Raw genomic sequence first — 16,256 nt, forward strand, 5'->3', positions numbered from 1 at the left:
TTCTACTTCACTTAAGTGATTTTGCAGGGAGCGGATATCTCAGCTCTACATTCTTCGTATGAATTTCACGTTGATCTCGCCTGATATCATGAAAATACCAAATATTAAATTTTCGCTCATAGTCCCAAGTGTCGTGTTTGAGCGAGTCCCAGCCTAAATATGATGCAATATGATTCGCCATATCTCGCTTTCTATCAGAGGTTACTTTTCCTTGAAACGCGCTCATAACTGCTCCCAACAGAAAGTCAGCCAGCTGTATTTGCTGAGAATCTTTTGAGTCTTTAGTCACAACTGTTTGAATCAGAGCATCACCGCCTAATTCTTGTTTTAGGATATTGTTAGCGATTGTATGAAACGCTTCGTCAGCCTTATTGTATCGCGACGGTAATGGGTCGACTTCGACTCGAAATTCTGATAACTGATTAGGATGTGCTTTTTTAACTGCTTTTATTTTTGAAGAAATAAGAGTTGTGAAGTGTTTTCGCATTGCAAGGTCGTAGTCACCGTCATGAAATGATTTATCTACCAATCCTTTTCTAATAACTATGCAATGAAAAGCCAGCCACGCGTGTTTGAAAAATACATCGGCAAGCTCTTTGTAAAAATCAATGTTATTTTTCTGATGAGCACGTTGCCATTTAATTTCGTTTGTATATCGATACTTTTCCCTAAGATTTCTGATGATACGAACAAAATCGCCGCGACGTTGGTACTTCATCCACAAGGAACCAAAACCGTAGTATACCTGCCCATCTATACCAGATTCGTCACAGGCAATATGCCAAATTAGCTTTCCTTTTGCCATTTATACACGCCTCCGTATGCATAATCATATTAAACAATGCAACATATAGTATTAGCAAGTTTAACTTTTAGTCAGGTAGGCGATGTTGTGAAAATTTGGACCTATTGACCCGTTAAGCGCTGATTGCACCAAACATTCCTGAACGACCGGAGTACGTGCAAAGTAAAGGCTTTGTTGTCCTCAAACTTATTAAAAATTCGACAGGGCTTCACATAAAGCTCACGGTAATTTAGAGATGGTAATTCAGAAACTGACTTTCCTGATTTAGGATATTCCTCAAGCATATCTACTTTAGCGAAGACTTCTTTAACCAGTTGCTTTGCCGCAACTAAATTAGATACCGTTATGTATTCAGCAATATTGTCCAAGTCATTTAGAGCAGGTTCTGTCCATACTATTTCAGCCATTTATCCATTTTCTCTTTGGCCTGCTGGTTAGTTAAAACGTCATCATTTCTTATTGCCTGCTCACCTTTTGCAATACCTTCTAGAATCGACATGCGCTTTTGCATCATCTCATAATCATCAACATCGACTAAGTAAGCCGATGGCTGACCATGTTCAGTAATCAAAACAGGCTCTTTTGAAGTATGCAGGTCTTGCAAAATTTTTGTGGCTTGTCTCTTCAATGTAGTAACTAATTCTACTTTCACGATGCAGGCTCCAACTTTCAAATGTATCACTTAACGATGACCACACAAGATTTCATTCGCTGAAAGCAGATTTGAAAAGAACTTACCACAATCTTCGCCACTAAAATTAAACCAATCGCCAAACTCATTACGCTGGGTGAATACATCAAAACCATTATCAGAATGTTTTAAACCATTGATCCCATACTCAATTTTTTTTAATCAATTTTAGTTCATAGTGTTTTACAGGAAGCGGGCATTTTTAGGTTAGAAGTCATGGTAGTTTTTCCCCACAGAGGCTGGGTGTGCGGTAAACACGTAAATGGTGTTATTTTCCAAATCGAATTCTTTGTGAAGTAGTTTCGATTAGCTACTAGTGTTGTATTTGAACATTTTCTGTTCTACTTTCAACTATACAAGGATGACGTCTTTTTGCCGCTTTTCAGTGCTACTGAATAAAGAGTTCTTTGTGATAACAGATCAAAAGGACTCTAATATGAAAAACTTTATGGTATTGCTACTCACAGCTTGCATTCTCTCGGGCTGTATCATTAAAACGAATAAAGTGAATGAAGTTTACGCTGGTAGCACCGCAAACATTGAATTCGATGGAATTGTTGACGTAATTAAAGGAACGAACAAAGATATCAGAATAGTTTTTATACATGGAATGGGGGGATATTCTTCCACCGGAGGTATCAATGACTACTCGCGTGTCATCAACGATTTACGTTCAGCTCTTAAAATAAAAAGTCCCTACATTGATGACTCTCTCGATAGCTTTAGCTACAAGGGTCAAACTCTAACATTCAATGTATTGTGGTGGTTGGACATCACGTCTCAAGCCAAAAGAAAACTAAGGGATGTCGATGACGACCCTGTATTAAATCCAAATAGAACCGCAACGACGAAACTCGCGAAAGATAGCCTACTTAATAATGGAATTGTTGACGTGGTCATGTATACGGGTAGTTCTAAAAAGCAGATAGTACAAAGGGTTAGAAGCCAAGTTTTAGATTTGAAAGAACAGATTGATGAAAATGAAAAGCTCATTGTTGTCACCTTTAGTCTAGGCTCTAAGATCCTTATTGATGTTCTCAATGAACTGAAGGCGGATGGAGATCATGTTCTAGATAATCGTGTCGATATGATTTATATGATGGCAAACCAAATCGCTCTATTAAATACCGGAGATTCGGTAAACAAAGCTCCGAAAACGTTGTCTGAGAAAATGGCTAGCGATTATGACACACTTCACTCAATCTTAGATGACGGTACTATTGATGCTAGAAACGCTAACCAAAAAAAGAGAGTAATTGCGTTTAGCGATCCTAACGATCTTCTGTCTTACCCAATAGATGAGAGCAGTGTTGGCGAATTAAAAGGCCAATATGCCAATGTTGCGATATCAGTTGCGAGAAAAACCTACAAGGTTCCACTCCCTGGCGTATATAAATATGGTGTGGTTAATTATTTACAAGCTCACACAGGGTATGTACATGATGAAGTAGTGTCAGATTATCTGCTCTTTGGTACGAGTAAGTAACGATTCATTACTTGGTCTAAATAGGCGAAATATGAGTTTCACTGTTTAAAGATTAATGTCTTGCTCAATTTTGTCCGCCAATATTTGCGTGTTGGCATAGGGGCCAGTAGCAAAGCTAGCCTAATAGATATAACAATACGCTGTGCCGCAGCATTATTCTGCGGCACTAGCTACTCATCAACGTTGCACTACACTGCCCCTTCACCTGCTATTAAATCGGCGAACCTGGCGGTAGCGGCTCTACTTCAAAGATGCTTGGCCATGCCTTACTAGCCCAATAAGTATCGAACTGTTCTTTCAGTATTTCATACTGATTGTCGTCTGCTTTGTCGTCTAACCATTCGCTAAATTCAAGCAGAGCAAGTTCGGCTTCCATTCTTACTTCAGGCGCCAACTTATCGTTAGTTACTGCTTTCATCACTGCATTTAACGCCACTAACTGTAAGCGTTTTGCTAATGGGCTTTGTGACTTATTTTTATACCAGTGAACGTTAAGTATTTGCTTCACCAGCATAGAAACGCCTACTTTTTTGCGTCTGTCATTAGTGCTTCTTGTCTGCCACTCCAAGCGGTTTAAGCGCTCTGGGTGCAATAGTAATTCAAACGCAAAGTTAGATGCAGAAGCGGCCGCAGAAACAGGGTCTAACATTAACCCCATTTTGCCCTCAAAGTGCTCGCGAGTAATATCGTCGCCATACGCTGTCGGTGGAATAAGGGCGAGTACCGATTCAGGTATCTTCAGGTAATCAGCAGTAGTGGCCGTAATTAACTGCTGCATAGCGCGTTGCTGCACTGCAGGCGCTACAAACTGTTGGCCCTGTGCTTTGGTATAGTCACCTTTGCGTTCGTATTCATACACTAAGCCGCCGACTTGCTTTGCAACGGCTTCTAACTGATAACGGTGGAGTAAGTAAATAGGTACTAAAGCATTTTCAAGAGACGACAAGCTACTGTTCGGGCTTAAGGTGTCCAAACCTAAATTGGCTAATGCCAGTTCGCGCACTTGTGAAATTTCATCGAAAGCATCTAGCGGATTGCTACCGTTTTCCCACATATGACCATTTGCTGATGCATGACGACTACTGCGGGTATCGGGGTCTGACTTAAAACTTAAACCCTCATTACGGCCTTTTACGATAATTTTTGCCAAGGCTTCGGTTGCCTCTACGTCGCTGGCAAAATCTTGATAGCCATACGCTACGGCGTGAATATCCCATGCGCCTATGCCTTTATCATACGCGCCTTCCAAGCTAATTTTGCCGTTTTTAATACTAATTTTGGGATGAGGATAATCCATTACCGACGCACGGTTATTTTCACTTGCCGCAAAGTTGTGGGCTATACCCAATGTGTGCCCTACTTCGTGGGCTGAGAGCTGCCTAATGCGGTCTAGCGCCATTTCTTGCTGTGCAGTGGTGTCGGTGCTGCCGTCCTTAAAAGGACTGGTTAGGCCTAGGGCAATTAAATAATCTTGTCTTACACGCAATGAGCCGAGCGTTACGTGACCTTTAATAATTTCACCAGTGCGCGGGTCGACAACCGACGAACCATAAGACCAACCGCGCGTTGCGCGATGTACCCAGTTGATTACGTTATAGCGCACGTCCATTGGGTCGGCACCTTCGGGCAATACTTTCACCTGAAACGCATCTTTGTAGCCTGCGGCTTCATAGGCTTGATTCCACCAGCTCGCCCCTTCTTTAAGCGCGGTCATTACGGGTTCTGGAATACCAGGATCTAGGTAATACACAATAGGCTCTACTGCTTCGCTCATTGCAGCATGCGGGGTTTTCTTGTTTAAACGATGACGGGTAATAAAACGCTGTTCGGTAGGCTCACTTATCGGTGTAGAGTAATCAAAGTAACTGAATTTCCAGTAGCCCGAGTACGGGTGGTACTCTCTGGGCTTGTAATTGTCGTCAGGCAGCGCCACAAACGAATGATGCAAGTGCACCGACAAGCTTTCTGGGTCGGGCGTAACTTGCTGCACGTATTCGCCTGGCTTCTTACCTGCAAAGGTGACTAAAGCCTCTAATTCAGTATTCTTTTCAAACCCTTTGGTTTTAGGTAAATACACGCCGCTTCGCATGTTATCTACGCTAAAACTGCCTTGGTTAGTTCCCGCTAAGCGATTGCCAATGCCGTGAATATCGCTTAATAAGAACGGTGTGTAATCTATTAGACTGGCGCTGTCGTTTTTGGCTACCAGCGTAAAACCTGCGATAACCGAATCAGCAAAGGCTTCATCAATGCTCTGTTTCTCAGCGTCGCTGCCGTGAGCTGCTCGGTATTTGGTGTTGTGCTGCTTTAATAAAACCTTGTTTCCAAATTTTTCAAAGCTTACTAAACGCGTATTGCCTAGCTGGCCGCGATCAAGGCCAATGTCGTTTGAACCTACGCCATACGGCAAACTACTTTGAAACAGGTATTCGGCGTGGTCTGTTGGCACCGCCAAGTAAACTTTGTCGCTTTCATCATCATAGTAAACAGGAATTAGCCCATCTTTTTTGGTCATATCGCTGGTGAATTCACCAATGCTTGGCAGCGCTGCCAATGCGGAAGACGTAGACACGACAAATAATACTGTAATCGCAATGGCCGATTTACCCGATGCTTTTACTTGTCGTGCCGCTTTATGAAAAATGTTCAATTGTAGCATGCAGTTAGTCCTTATTATTGTGAATTTCTAGCCTACCCTATGTGGCGGGTTTTGCCCAAGGTTGTTCATCGTTTAATGCGCTCTTTTTGCTTAGTATTTAGCTGTGAACGGGCTTGGTTTTTACTACCAAAGGTAATGCACTAAAAACGCAACTACATGGAGTAAAGCAGCTGGCATTGACTCTACTCAATTGTAAGTTAAACGTTCAAGAACATAATCGACAACAAATTGTTTGATCTTGGTCAACACCAATCGTTGTTTGACTTGTAGAGGTATTTTACGGCTTATAAAATCCGCCGCCTTGTTTAAAGCGTCTAGTAGCGGTTTTTATCTATGACTTCAAAATTATCACCTAATAGCAGCTCTTCTAACCTACGTGAAGACCCAGATTCAACATTGCCAAAACAAACGTTAATCGCGCCAGAATTGCTTGCACCTGCGGGTAGCTTACGCAACATGCGCTACGCTTTCGCCTATGGCGCTGATGCTGTTTATGCTGGGCAGCCACGCTACTCGCTTCGCGTAAGAAACAACGAATTCAGCCTTGAGAACTTAGCGATAGGCATAGAAGAAGCACATGCTTTAGGTAAAAAGTTCTATGTAGTAAGCAACATTGCCCCCCACAACAGTAAGCTAGGTACCTACTTAAAAGATATTTCACCAGTAATTGCTATGAAGCCCGATGCGTTAATTATGTCAGACCCAGGGCTTATTATGATGGTGCGCGACGCCTTCCCTGAAATGCCTATTCACCTAAGTGTACAGGCTAATGCGGTGAACTATGCCACGGTGAAGTTTTGGCAGAAACAAGGCATAGAGCGCGTTATTTTGTCTCGAGAGCTCTCTTTGGAAGAAATTGAAACTATTCGCGAGCATGTTCCAGACATGGAATTGGAAGTGTTTGTGCATGGCGCGCTTTGTATGGCGTATTCGGGGCGCTGCTTATTGTCTGGATATATGAATAAGCGCGATCCAAATCAGGGCACTTGTACCAATGCTTGTCGATGGTCTTACGATGTTAAGGCAGGCGAGGAAAACGAAACTGGCGACATCGTTCTAACCAATGAGATTAATAAGGCAGTTACAGCACCTCAAGAGGTAATTCCTACCCTTGGTGAAGGCACGCCAAGCCCCAAAGTGTTTATGTTAGAAGAAAAGGAAAAGCCTGGCGAACTGATGCCAGCTTTTGAAGACGAACATGGCACCTATATTATGAATTCTAAAGATTTGCGTGCCGTGCAACATGTTGGCAGGTTAACCCAAATGGGCGTGCATAGTTTAAAAATAGAAGGCCGCACTAAATCACATTACTACTGTGCCCGAACCGCTCAAGTCTATAGAAAAGCAATTGACGACGCGGTAGCAGGAAAGCCTTTTGATAGTACATTAATGGGAAGCTTGGAAACTTTAGCGCATCGAGGTTATACCGAGGGTTTCTTGCGTCGCCATGCGCACCACGCGTATCAGAACTATGAGTATGGCCACTCAGTCAGCGATAAACAGCAATTTGTTGGTGAAGTGATTGATCGTTGTGAAGAGTCTGGCTATGCAATTATAAACGTTAAAAACAAATTCTGTGTGGGTGACTCGCTCGAGTTGATGACGCCAAGCGGCAACATTACATTTACTCTAAATGAGATGCTGGATAAGAGAAACCATTCTATTAAGGATGCTAAAGGTTCAGGACACCAAGTAAGAATACCGATACCTAGCGATGTATCTTTAAATTTTGCACTACTGTTGCGAAACCTAGATGAAGGCGTTGATACCCGCAATCCGTTTCGAAAAGCACCTAATGCAGTAACACCTGAAAACGTGAGCGAGGCATAATTTATGGCACTGCTTATTCTTGATAGCTGCATAAACTGCGACATGTGCGAACCAGAATGCCCTAATGCAGCTATAAGTATGGGCAATAAAGTGTATGAAATAGACCCTTTGCGCTGTACTGAATGCGTAGGGCATTACGATGCGCCTACTTGCGTAGCGGTATGCCCAATCGATGTTGTTAAGCCCGACCCGCACAATAAAGAGTCACTAGACGAGCTGGCTGAAAAGTTTGTTCGTTTAAATAGCGAAACTTATGCTGTTGCCGAGTGAGCAACTTGAGGCGGGTCAATGCGTTTTTCAAGCGGCTCTATCTGGATCCATAACTGCGATGTTTGCAGGAACAATCAGCGTAAAGTTGGTGCCGCTTGCGCCACTTTTTACATTAATCTTGCCGCGCAAATTGTTTACCGTCCATAAGTACACCAAGTGAAGGCCTAACCCTGAGTTTCCGTTAGCTCTCGCGCTCGTTACAAACGGGTCAAAGATAGTGGACATGAGTTTTTTCGGGATACCCTGGCCATTGTCACAAACAGAAATTGTCACAGTCTCCTTACCTGACACTTTGATCGTCACTAAATTTGCTGAGTTTCCATCAAAAGCATGTTCAGCAGCGTTGGCTACAAGGTTTTGTAGGACTTGTGATACTACACCTGGGTAACTCTGCATCTCAATATCATCGTCTATATCAAGGTTTATGGACACACGTTTCGGTTTGAGTAAAGGTTTCATAGAAACAATGAGATCATTGAGCAGTTCCCCCAACGAGAAAACAATTATATCATCACTACCTCTGTCGATAGAAAGACGTTTAAAACGTTTAATTATCTCAGCACTTTTGTTAAGCCCACCTAGTGTAAGCTCAACAGCCTCATCAGCGTAGTCTAGAAAATTATGTAAGGCATCATAGCTCAACTTATCTGGTAGCAGCTCTTTAATTGCAACCACCTTATTTTGCAGCCCGCTTACTGCCATGATGCCACCACCGATGGGCGTATTAAGCTCATGTGCAACACCTGAAACAAGTAGGCCGAGTGATGCTAACTTTTCAGACTCAACTAACTCTTCTTGCAATAGTTCACGTTCATTTAACGATTTCTGGAGGGCATCTCTGTCGTTGGCCAATCGCTTTGCTAAGTCATTTAGCCTCAACGACTTATGTCTATCTCTTAAAAACCAAACAATGAATACGAAGCCAATAACTATTCCGGTAAATAATGCAGGTATGAAAGCAGCGTGAAATTGATTTTTGTAGATAGCGGGAGGCGAATAGGCAAATAACACAACTGACTCTTCTTCAAAGCTTTCTTTCCCGTGAGGATTAAGCGCTATTGCGCTGTAGATGGCATTATTATCGTCACGCCACATAGACTCACTGCCATTTTGAAGTACTTTTGACCAAAGTGTAGCCAGCCGAATATTGGCGCTACTCTCCTTCGAGCCCAACATCAGCGCCCACTCTTCATTTTTACTCGGTGAAAGCATCCATTCACCACTACCTTTCGCAACGAGAATTTTTGCCATTTCATTGCTGGCGTTTCGAAGTTCATCAAATAGAGGGTTTAATGCAAAATTAATAATGAATACACCGTTACCTAAGGGGTGATCTTTTCCAGTTATTGCACTTCTGATAGTCGTTGTTAGAGGATATTCTATCTTTCCATTTTCAATATTGAGATCGATAGACGATAAATAAACTTCACCGCTTTTATTTTTCAGAGCCTCTTGAAAGTAATAACGAGAATTCTTGTTCTGCAATCGTTCCTTAGAGACAACATTGTGACCGTTTTTTCTAAAATTAACGCGGATTTTTTCCTGTCCGTCGGTAGATAACCAACGCATTTGTGATATTGAAGGGTGATTCTTGCCAACATGAATAAATACATCAGTAGCAGTTAAGTGATTAACCCGAAGCAGGTCGATAACATGATTATTAATGAGTATAGTGCTGTTTCGAATATCACCCAATTTTGTATTAAGAGATTGATTTGCCTTGCTCAGTACCATGCTATGCTGGTTTGAAATTTGAGCAAGTTTTTCATCAAGTAGAGAGTTAAAAATGACTAGACTTAAGGAGAACGACGTCAGGATAGCGAACAGTAGCGCCACTATAACGTTTTTGTCGCTCAGTAACTTACGAGGAAAAGGAAGCCTCATTTATTGCGACCTTTTATTAGCCCACTTAATAAATTCTGAAAGAGCCATAGGTTTCGCAAAATAGAAACCCTGTGCCAATTCGTATCCTATGCCTATAAGCTCTAACTTTTCTTCATCGTTCTCAACGCCCTCAGCAATTACCTCAAAATTGAATTTGTTTGCAAGGCGTAACACCATTTCACACACTGCTACCCCAGCCTGTTTTTCATCACCTGACAATTTTGATACAAAGCTTCTATCGAGTTTCAATGTAGATACCGCCAAATCAGTAATATGAGAAAGCGATGAGTAACCAGTTCCAAAATCGTCGATACTAATTTTAATACCACGCTGTCTGAATTGTCTAAGAATAGGGTTGATAAAGTCGTAATCCTCCATGGCCTGAGTTTCTGTTATTTCTATCTCTAAAAGTGATGGCTCAATCGAACTTGAATCCAGTGAGTTCCAAACCTCTTCGACAAACGTTTCGTTACGCAAGTCACTGCACGTCACGTTGAATGATACAGGTACGCGTATACCCTCGTTGGAAAGCGCATCTATGGCGGCAATAGTTTTTCTTAAGACAATAAGGTCAATTCTGTTAATCAAACCTGACGCTTCTGCAACGGGAATAAATTTTGAAGGAGGTACGGTTTTGCCGTCAGGTCTCACCCACCGAATAAGGGCTTCTGCGCCGACGAGCTTACCAGTTAACATATTTACTTTTGGCTGCAATGCCACGCTTAGCTCGTTCGCCGATGTCATTGCACCATATAATTCGTGCAAAATGAGTTGTCGGTTAGCGATCTCACCTGTGGTCTTCACGTCAAAATGTGTATAGCTGAGTTTCTTTTCTCTGGCCGAGGCTACAGCAATTTGCGCGGTAGTGACTATTTCTGATGCAGCACTTCCTACGATATGTTTTAGCGACATTTCACCAACTGTTGATAAAACCGTATGCTGAACGCCGTCAATGACAACTTTCTTCTCCGTCAGCCTTGCCAATCTTTGTGAATCTACTGTGTCACTCTCAAGAAACAGCAAAGCGAGCTGATTATCATCTACTCGACATATCGCTGCGGCACGAGAAAACTCGAATAGCAACACCTGATGAAAAGAGCGCATTAAGGTTTCTATGTAGCGTTTACCTAACATTACTGCTGTTTCTGCGTAATTTTTTACATCGACAAGTACCAATATTGAGTCCGACAACGCTGAAGTATCTAACTGAGAGATTTCTCGCTCTAACCAGTTTCGATTCGGCGCATTCATTTCCGTATCATAATAGGCTAATTGCGATAGCCTGTTGAAAAGTGCAAGGTTAGTAAAACCGTTGGAAATGTTTTCACAAAATACCTGAAGAAGGGCAATATGTGCAGATGAAAGCGTTTCAGGTGTTTGCACATAGATTATGTAAGAACGCTTATCGACGCCCTGTGTTGAAAAATAAAGCGCTGACAGCCCCTCTGAAAAACTATGGCTTTGGCTGTTCATTGCGGTTTCTAGTAAAGATAAAATATTCGATTTTTCTTTCGAGTCAACGGCTTGTAATATATCTTGAATTAATCCCGATTGGTGTTTGCTAAAGCGGCCACTTACTGCGATAACATCGGCTTCTTTAATCGATTTGTATGCGTTATGGTGGGCGCAAACAATTCCCCCTTCACTAGAAACGCCTATAACTTTGGCTATCTCTAATAAAACCGTTCTGGTGAAACTACGTATATCTCGTTTAGACGTGATCACCCTTGATGCGTCAACTAACATTTGCAAGCCACGTTTTGCATTGAACAACTCTGTTAGATAATGCCATGTTCGAATATTACTGGTAACCGATGAGCGTAATTGCTCTTCAGATGTATCTGTTTTTATCCAGTATTCATCAATATCATACTGTTTCATTACATCTTCGTGAGGTGCCATCCCGGGCTGACCTGTTAGTAAGATTATTCTTACTCGGTTGTTTCCTATTACACTTCTAATGGTATCAACTAGGCGAAGTCCTGCATCATCAGTTTCCATCACTACATCAAGAAGAATAACGGAGATATCGTCTCTGGATGATAGTATTAGCGAAGCCTCAGCAGCAGAACTTGCAGTTACTACATTGACGGGGGTGTTATTAACCTCTAAGCCCCTTAAAGCTAAACAGAGTGTTTGCTGGTATAGATTATCATCTTCCACACTCAATATTGTCCAACAAGCGTTCTTTAAGTCCTGCTCGGTCTGACTACTTGCTTTGTCAAATTCTACTAGTCGCTTTATAGACATGGGAACCCCACATTAGTTTCTTCCTTGAAGTAACGACGACTTCACAATGCACAATTAGGAATGAGTATTACGTTGCTTAGACTTGGTAATTAAAAGATAGATAACACTGGTCGCTTTATGCAAATTAGAATACATGATTTTTTGTTAATATTTATTAGCAGCTCTAAATTCAGGAGTTCACAGTACACAAAAACGAACAACAATGGTTTTAAACTATGACAGTCCGACAAATCTCGATGTTGTTAAGCCCGACCCGCACAATAAAGAGTCACTAGACGAGCTGGCTGAAAAGTTTGTTCGTTTAAACAGTTAGCAAAAAAGTAATTCAGCGAGTTAATTGTACTTCTCAAAGAATTCCCTTGAATCATAACCAAGAGTGGTCCCTAATTGCGGTAAAGTTTGAATTGGCACTACTAATAAGGGGTTTATTTTGAAGTTTGCCTCTCGCGCTACGGCGATTTCTCCGTTTCTTGCTATGGCCTATGGCGAAAAAGCCACGGCACTAGAACAGCAAGGTAAAGATGTTATAAGACTTAATTTAGGCGAGCCTGATTTCGGCGCACCCGCGACAGTGCTCGCGGCAATGAAAGAAAGCTTGAGTGCCCCAGATTTTCCCTATACCTCGGCGCTGGGCATGCCTGAACTACGTGAAGCCATTGCACGTTTTTATGAAGTTAAACATGGCGTAGCGGTAAGCCCTTCTAGAGTGGTAGTTACCGCTGGGGCTTCTGGTGCTTTACTTTTGGCAAGTGCTGCCTTGGTTGAATCAGGCGACAACGTGATATTGGGCGACCCGTCTTACCCCTGTAACCGACGATTTTTAAACGCATTTGGCGCAGAGGTAACGCTGGTGCCAACACGCAGCGAGGATAACTTTCAGCTAACCGCTACAAGTGTTGCTGATAATTGGAAGCACAACACGAAAGGTGTACTTATCGCCACACCTGCCAATCCTACAGGTACGGTTATAGATGTAGAAGAACTGATTAAAATTGGCGAATACTGCAAATCCAAAGGTGGCTTTTTAATTGTTGACGAAATTTACTTGGATCTTTCGCTTTCGGCTAATCTTGATATTCGCGATGATGCATTCGCTTCCCAATCGACCCTGGGCACTAATACCAAACTTCAAACCGTACTTGCCAATACACAGCTTGAAGAAACAGTTGTCGTAATAAACAGTTTTTCCAAATATTTCGGTATGACCGGCTGGCGTCTTGGCTGGTGTGTGGTACCTGAAGCGATGACGCCCATCGTTGAAAAACTCGCGCAGAATTTGTTTATTTGCCCCTCTACCCTATCGCAAAAAGCCGCTCTTGCGTGCTTTACCCCAGAAGCTTTGGCGCAATGCGAGCAAAACCGCCATACGCTAGCAAAGCGAGCTTCCCTGGTTTTTAATGCTCTTGAAAATATGGGGCTTGGTTTAGATGCAAAGCCTGACGGTGCGTTTTACGCCTACATCAATATTAAGCACACAGGGCTAAGTGCAATTGAATTTTGTGATGCCCTACTTTCACAACATCATGTAGCGCTTACGCCGGGTAATGATTTTGGTGAGCACAATGCCAACCATTACGTAAGACTGTCTTTCGCCACTAGCATTGAACGCTTGAAGGAAGGCCTGTCACGGCTGGCTGAGTTTGTAGCGTCATTAAACTAACGGTTTTTACCAGTTACCGTTTAATTTCGTGAATAGACAAATATTACCGAAAAAAATGATAGATATGGGCGCTTGTGCGTATATTGGGTCACATAAATGGTTAACTCGTGTCGAAACGAAATAAAACAGGATAAAACAATGAGTAACGAACGGGAATTTGATGTAGTTATTTTCGGTGCTACAGGTTTTACGGGCAAATTAGTAGCTGAATATTTTCAGGCGCAGTATGGCAGCGACAGCAGTGTAAAATGGGCAGTGGCAGGTCGTAACGAAGCAAAGCTTAACGACGTAAAACAGGAGTTAGGCATTAGTGATAGTGTAGCTAGTATTGTAGCCGATGGTGACGATGCCGAAGCACTCGATGCCATGACAAAGCGCACGGCGGTAGTACTCACCACTGTTGGTCCATACCAAATTTACGGCGAAAAATTACTTTCTGCGTGCGTCGATAACGGTACTGGCTATACGGATTTATGTGGTGAGCCAGCGTGGATGCACCAAATGATCAACAAATATGAAGCGAAAGCCAAAGAAACCGGCGCTAACATTGTGTTCTCGTGTGGCTTTGACTCTGTGCCTTTTGACCTTGGTGTGTACTACCTTCAAGAACATGCCAAAAAGCAAACTGGCGATGTCATTGAATATGTAAAAGGTCGCGTTCGTAAAATGCAGGGCACGTTCTCTGGCGGTACGGCTGCAAGTTTAAAAGCGACCATGGCGGCTGCGCACAAAGATAAGTCTGTCATGGCTGCGCTTATTAACCCGCACTCATTAACCGATGGCACGTCAAATCAGACACAACCCGATGGCAACAAACCTTACTTCGATGAACAGTTAGGCACATGGGTTGCACCATTTATTATGGCGGCCATCAATACTAAAAACGTTCATCGCACGAACTATCTGGGCGGATATAGCTACGGTAAGAACTTTCAGTACGATGAAATGATGATGACCGGCCCAGGCGAGAAAGGTGAAGCCATGGCGAATCACGTTGCCAAAGATAAGTCGCTTGCTAGTGATGATGGCCCTAAACCAGGTGAAGGCCCGAGCAAAGAAGAGCGCGAAAATGGCTTTTACGATGTCATGTTTGTGGGTACCGCTGCCAATGGTGATATGCTAGCCGTATCGGTAAAAGGCGACAAAGATCCAGGCTACGGCTCTACCAGTAAAATGATTTCAGAATCTGCCCTTTGCTTGTGCAAAGACGTTAGTTTATCTGGTGGTTTCTTCACTCCTGCGGCAGCACTCGGTAACAAGCTTATCAGCCGTTTAGAAGAAAAAGCAGGCTTAACGTTTGCTATCGAGAAATAGCGATTCAAAAAATGAAGGCTGAACACAACTTGCGTTCAGCCTTTTCTCTCTGCGCTAGGTGTTATTGTTGTTTTTTAAGCGAGTACTGCTTTTAATGCTTTAACGCATGCGTCTGTTTCTGCTGGCGTACCCACACTTATTCGCGACCAAGAATCAAAACCGGGCCAGGTGCGCCCTACTACCTTTATACCCTGAGCTTTCATTTTTTCCGCAAACTTGTCGTGCGGCATACCCGTATCCATGTAAATGAAATTCCCTTGTGGATTCGGCGCATACGGCTGCTTTAATTCTTTGGCAACTTTTACTAACTTTTCGCGCTCAGTTTTAATCCGTGAGCGCATGGTGTTTAGGTTCGCGTGGTCATCCATGCTAGCCATACCCGCTACTAATGCCAAGTAATTCACACCACCCATGCGCAGCATACCGCCCATTGTTTTAGCTTGCTCAGCAGGCATGATGGCGTAACCGAGACGCTGTCCCGCCATGGCGTGAATTTTAGAGAAGGTGCGGCAAATCACCACGTTGTACCCTTCAGCTACTAGCTTCGATTGCACATTTGCGGGGTAAGCATCAGACATTTCAATGTAGGCTTCATCGATGAAAACCTGTGCTTTTTTCGATACGCGTTTTGCAAAAGCGGTAAGCTTCGCCGCATCTACCATGCTCCCTGTCGGGTTATTTGGATTACATACGTACACAGCAGTCGTATCTTCGGTTACTGCTGCTTCAATTGCATCTAGATCAAAAGTCATATCATTGGCTAACGGCACGTAGGTCACGTCTGCCCCCATAAACTCAGCGCCCCGTGGTACGCCTTCGTAGGTTGCCATAGACGTTACCAGCTTATTGCCGTTTTTGGTGATCCAGTCCGCATAGCCAAAAAGAATAGGTGAAGATCCATTCGTAATTACGATTTGCTCAGCAGATACGCCTTCTTGCTCAGCAATTTTTTGCGCTAACACTTCAACCGTAGCGTCGGTATAACGCGCTAGGTTTAAAAGCTCGCTTTGCATTGCCTTTGCGGCTTTTTTTGACGGCCCAAAGGCGTTTTCATTTGACGATAAGCGAATAAGACCATCGTTTACATTGGGGGTAGCAGACGGGAAGTGTTCAGTTTGCATACCTGCGGCACGAAGGTCGCCCATAATACTGTCAACGCTGGTCGTTAGCGCTACTGCTCCTGCACCTAATCCCACTGACTTTAACCAATTACGGCGTGAAGAATTCACGGTGCTCTGTTGTTCATTTTTATTCATATTTCGCTCTGTCTTCCGTCTACATTCACTTTAGACTAAAGGCTTAATTTTAAACGCGCAATAGCATAAAAACGCTAAACCATTGACATAAATGCACTTTCTACGTGCATGTGGCGCACTAAAATTGACAATATAAGAAGTTTTAACGCGT

The 16,256-nt window shown here is 42.9% G+C and carries 12 protein-coding genes; 5 read left to right on the plus strand and 7 right to left on the minus strand.

What is annotated here, in order from left to right; genetic code table 11:
* Positions 1–7 precede the first annotated feature (7 nt).
* The 3 genes from RJ41_RS01940 to RJ41_RS01950 form a co-directional block, all read right to left on the minus strand.
* The gene (locus RJ41_RS01940) at positions 8–805 is read right to left on the minus strand and encodes a DUF3800 domain-containing protein (protein WP_014951205.1); all 798 of its coding nucleotides are present in this window, start codon (positions 803–805) and stop codon (positions 8–10) included.
* A gap of 101 nt (positions 806–906) precedes the next feature.
* Positions 907–1,212, minus strand: coding sequence for a type II toxin-antitoxin system RelE/ParE family toxin (locus tag RJ41_RS01945; RefSeq protein WP_039216487.1), 306 nt, complete (start codon positions 1,210–1,212; stop codon positions 907–909).
* The gene (locus tag RJ41_RS01950) at positions 1,200–1,457 is read right to left on the minus strand and encodes a type II toxin-antitoxin system Phd/YefM family antitoxin (RefSeq protein WP_039216488.1); all 258 of its coding nucleotides are present in this window, start codon (positions 1,455–1,457) and stop codon (positions 1,200–1,202) included. The genes RJ41_RS01945 and RJ41_RS01950 overlap by 13 nt, the downstream gene beginning before the upstream one ends.
* A 475-nt stretch (positions 1,458–1,932) precedes the next feature.
* Between RJ41_RS01950 and RJ41_RS01955 the strand changes: the two genes are divergently transcribed.
* Positions 1,933–2,982, plus strand: coding sequence for a hypothetical protein (locus RJ41_RS01955; protein WP_156964751.1), 1,050 nt, complete (start codon positions 1,933–1,935; stop codon positions 2,980–2,982).
* Between the two features lie 211 nt (positions 2,983–3,193).
* Here the strand turns inward: RJ41_RS01955 and RJ41_RS01960 are convergent, their stop codons facing one another.
* Positions 3,194–5,641 (minus strand): zinc-dependent metalloprotease, encoded by a 2,448-nt coding sequence (locus RJ41_RS01960; RefSeq protein WP_039216490.1) that lies wholly within the window; start codon positions 5,639–5,641, stop codon positions 3,194–3,196.
* 456 nt (positions 5,642–6,097) lie between these two features.
* Here RJ41_RS01960 and trhP point away from each other — a divergent pair, with 456 nt between their 5' ends.
* Entirely contained in the window at positions 6,098–7,471 is a 1,374-nt protein-coding gene (gene trhP / locus RJ41_RS01965) for a prephenate-dependent tRNA uridine(34) hydroxylase TrhP (RefSeq protein WP_052235382.1), read from the plus strand.
* A gap of 3 nt (positions 7,472–7,474) precedes the next feature.
* Entirely contained in the window at positions 7,475–7,741 is a 267-nt protein-coding gene (locus RJ41_RS01970) for a YfhL family 4Fe-4S dicluster ferredoxin (RefSeq protein ID WP_039216492.1), read from the plus strand.
* Between the two features lie 27 nt (positions 7,742–7,768).
* Here the strand turns inward: RJ41_RS01970 and RJ41_RS01975 are convergent, their stop codons facing one another.
* Together RJ41_RS01975 and RJ41_RS01980 are read right to left on the minus strand one after the other, a co-directional pair.
* Entirely contained in the window at positions 7,769–9,625 is a 1,857-nt protein-coding gene (locus RJ41_RS01975; RefSeq protein WP_039216493.1) for a sensor histidine kinase, read from the minus strand.
* Positions 9,626–11,875, minus strand: a complete 2,250-nt coding sequence (locus RJ41_RS01980; protein WP_039216494.1) for a GGDEF/EAL domain-containing response regulator — start codon at positions 11,873–11,875, stop codon at positions 9,626–9,628.
* 430 nt (positions 11,876–12,305) lie between these two features.
* Between RJ41_RS01980 and RJ41_RS01985 the strand changes: the two genes are divergently transcribed.
* Positions 12,306–13,535, plus strand: a complete 1,230-nt coding sequence (locus RJ41_RS01985; RefSeq protein WP_039216495.1) for an aminotransferase class I/II-fold pyridoxal phosphate-dependent enzyme — start codon at positions 12,306–12,308, stop codon at positions 13,533–13,535.
* 138 nt (positions 13,536–13,673) lie between these two features.
* A complete protein-coding gene (locus tag RJ41_RS01990) occupies positions 13,674–14,849 on the plus strand; it encodes a saccharopine dehydrogenase family protein (RefSeq protein ID WP_039216496.1) in 1,176 nt (391 codons plus the stop codon).
* A 74-nt stretch (positions 14,850–14,923) separates the two neighbouring features.
* On the opposite strand, the gene RJ41_RS01995 is transcribed toward RJ41_RS01990, so the two are convergent.
* Positions 14,924–16,105 (minus strand): pyridoxal phosphate-dependent aminotransferase, encoded by a 1,182-nt coding sequence (locus tag RJ41_RS01995; protein WP_039216497.1) that lies wholly within the window; start codon positions 16,103–16,105, stop codon positions 14,924–14,926.
* Positions 16,106–16,256: the final 151 nt, after the last annotated feature.

Origin of the sequence: Alteromonas marina, from assembly GCF_000808575.1 — a bacterium.
Classification (GTDB): domain Bacteria; phylum Pseudomonadota; class Gammaproteobacteria; order Enterobacterales; family Alteromonadaceae; genus Alteromonas; species Alteromonas marina_A.

What these genes read in the sequence shown, in the direction of transcription:
- RJ41_RS01975 (WP_039216493.1), bottom strand. Translation starts at nt 9,625, where the DNA reads ATGAGGCTTCCTTTTCCTCGTAAGTTACTGAGCGACAAAAACGTTATA.
- RJ41_RS01970 (WP_039216492.1), top strand. Translation starts at nt 7,475, where the DNA reads ATGGCACTGCTTATTCTTGATAGCTGCATAAACTGCGACATGTGCGAA.
- RJ41_RS01940 (WP_014951205.1), bottom strand. Translation starts at nt 805, where the DNA reads ATGGCAAAAGGAAAGCTAATTTGGCATATTGCCTGTGACGAATCTGGT.
- trhP (WP_052235382.1), top strand. Translation starts at nt 6,098, where the DNA reads ATGCGCTACGCTTTCGCCTATGGCGCTGATGCTGTTTATGCTGGGCAG.
- RJ41_RS01960 (WP_039216490.1), bottom strand. Translation starts at nt 5,641, where the DNA reads ATGCTACAATTGAACATTTTTCATAAAGCGGCACGACAAGTAAAAGCA.
- RJ41_RS01990 (WP_039216496.1), top strand. Translation starts at nt 13,674, where the DNA reads ATGAGTAACGAACGGGAATTTGATGTAGTTATTTTCGGTGCTACAGGT.
- RJ41_RS01955 (WP_156964751.1), top strand. Translation starts at nt 1,933, where the DNA reads ATGAAAAACTTTATGGTATTGCTACTCACAGCTTGCATTCTCTCGGGC.
- RJ41_RS01980 (WP_039216494.1), bottom strand. Translation starts at nt 11,875, where the DNA reads ATGTCTATAAAGCGACTAGTAGAATTTGACAAAGCAAGTAGTCAGACC.
- RJ41_RS01945 (WP_039216487.1), bottom strand. Translation starts at nt 1,212, where the DNA reads ATGGCTGAAATAGTATGGACAGAACCTGCTCTAAATGACTTGGACAAT.
- RJ41_RS01995 (WP_039216497.1), bottom strand. Translation starts at nt 16,105, where the DNA reads ATGAATAAAAATGAACAACAGAGCACCGTGAATTCTTCACGCCGTAAT.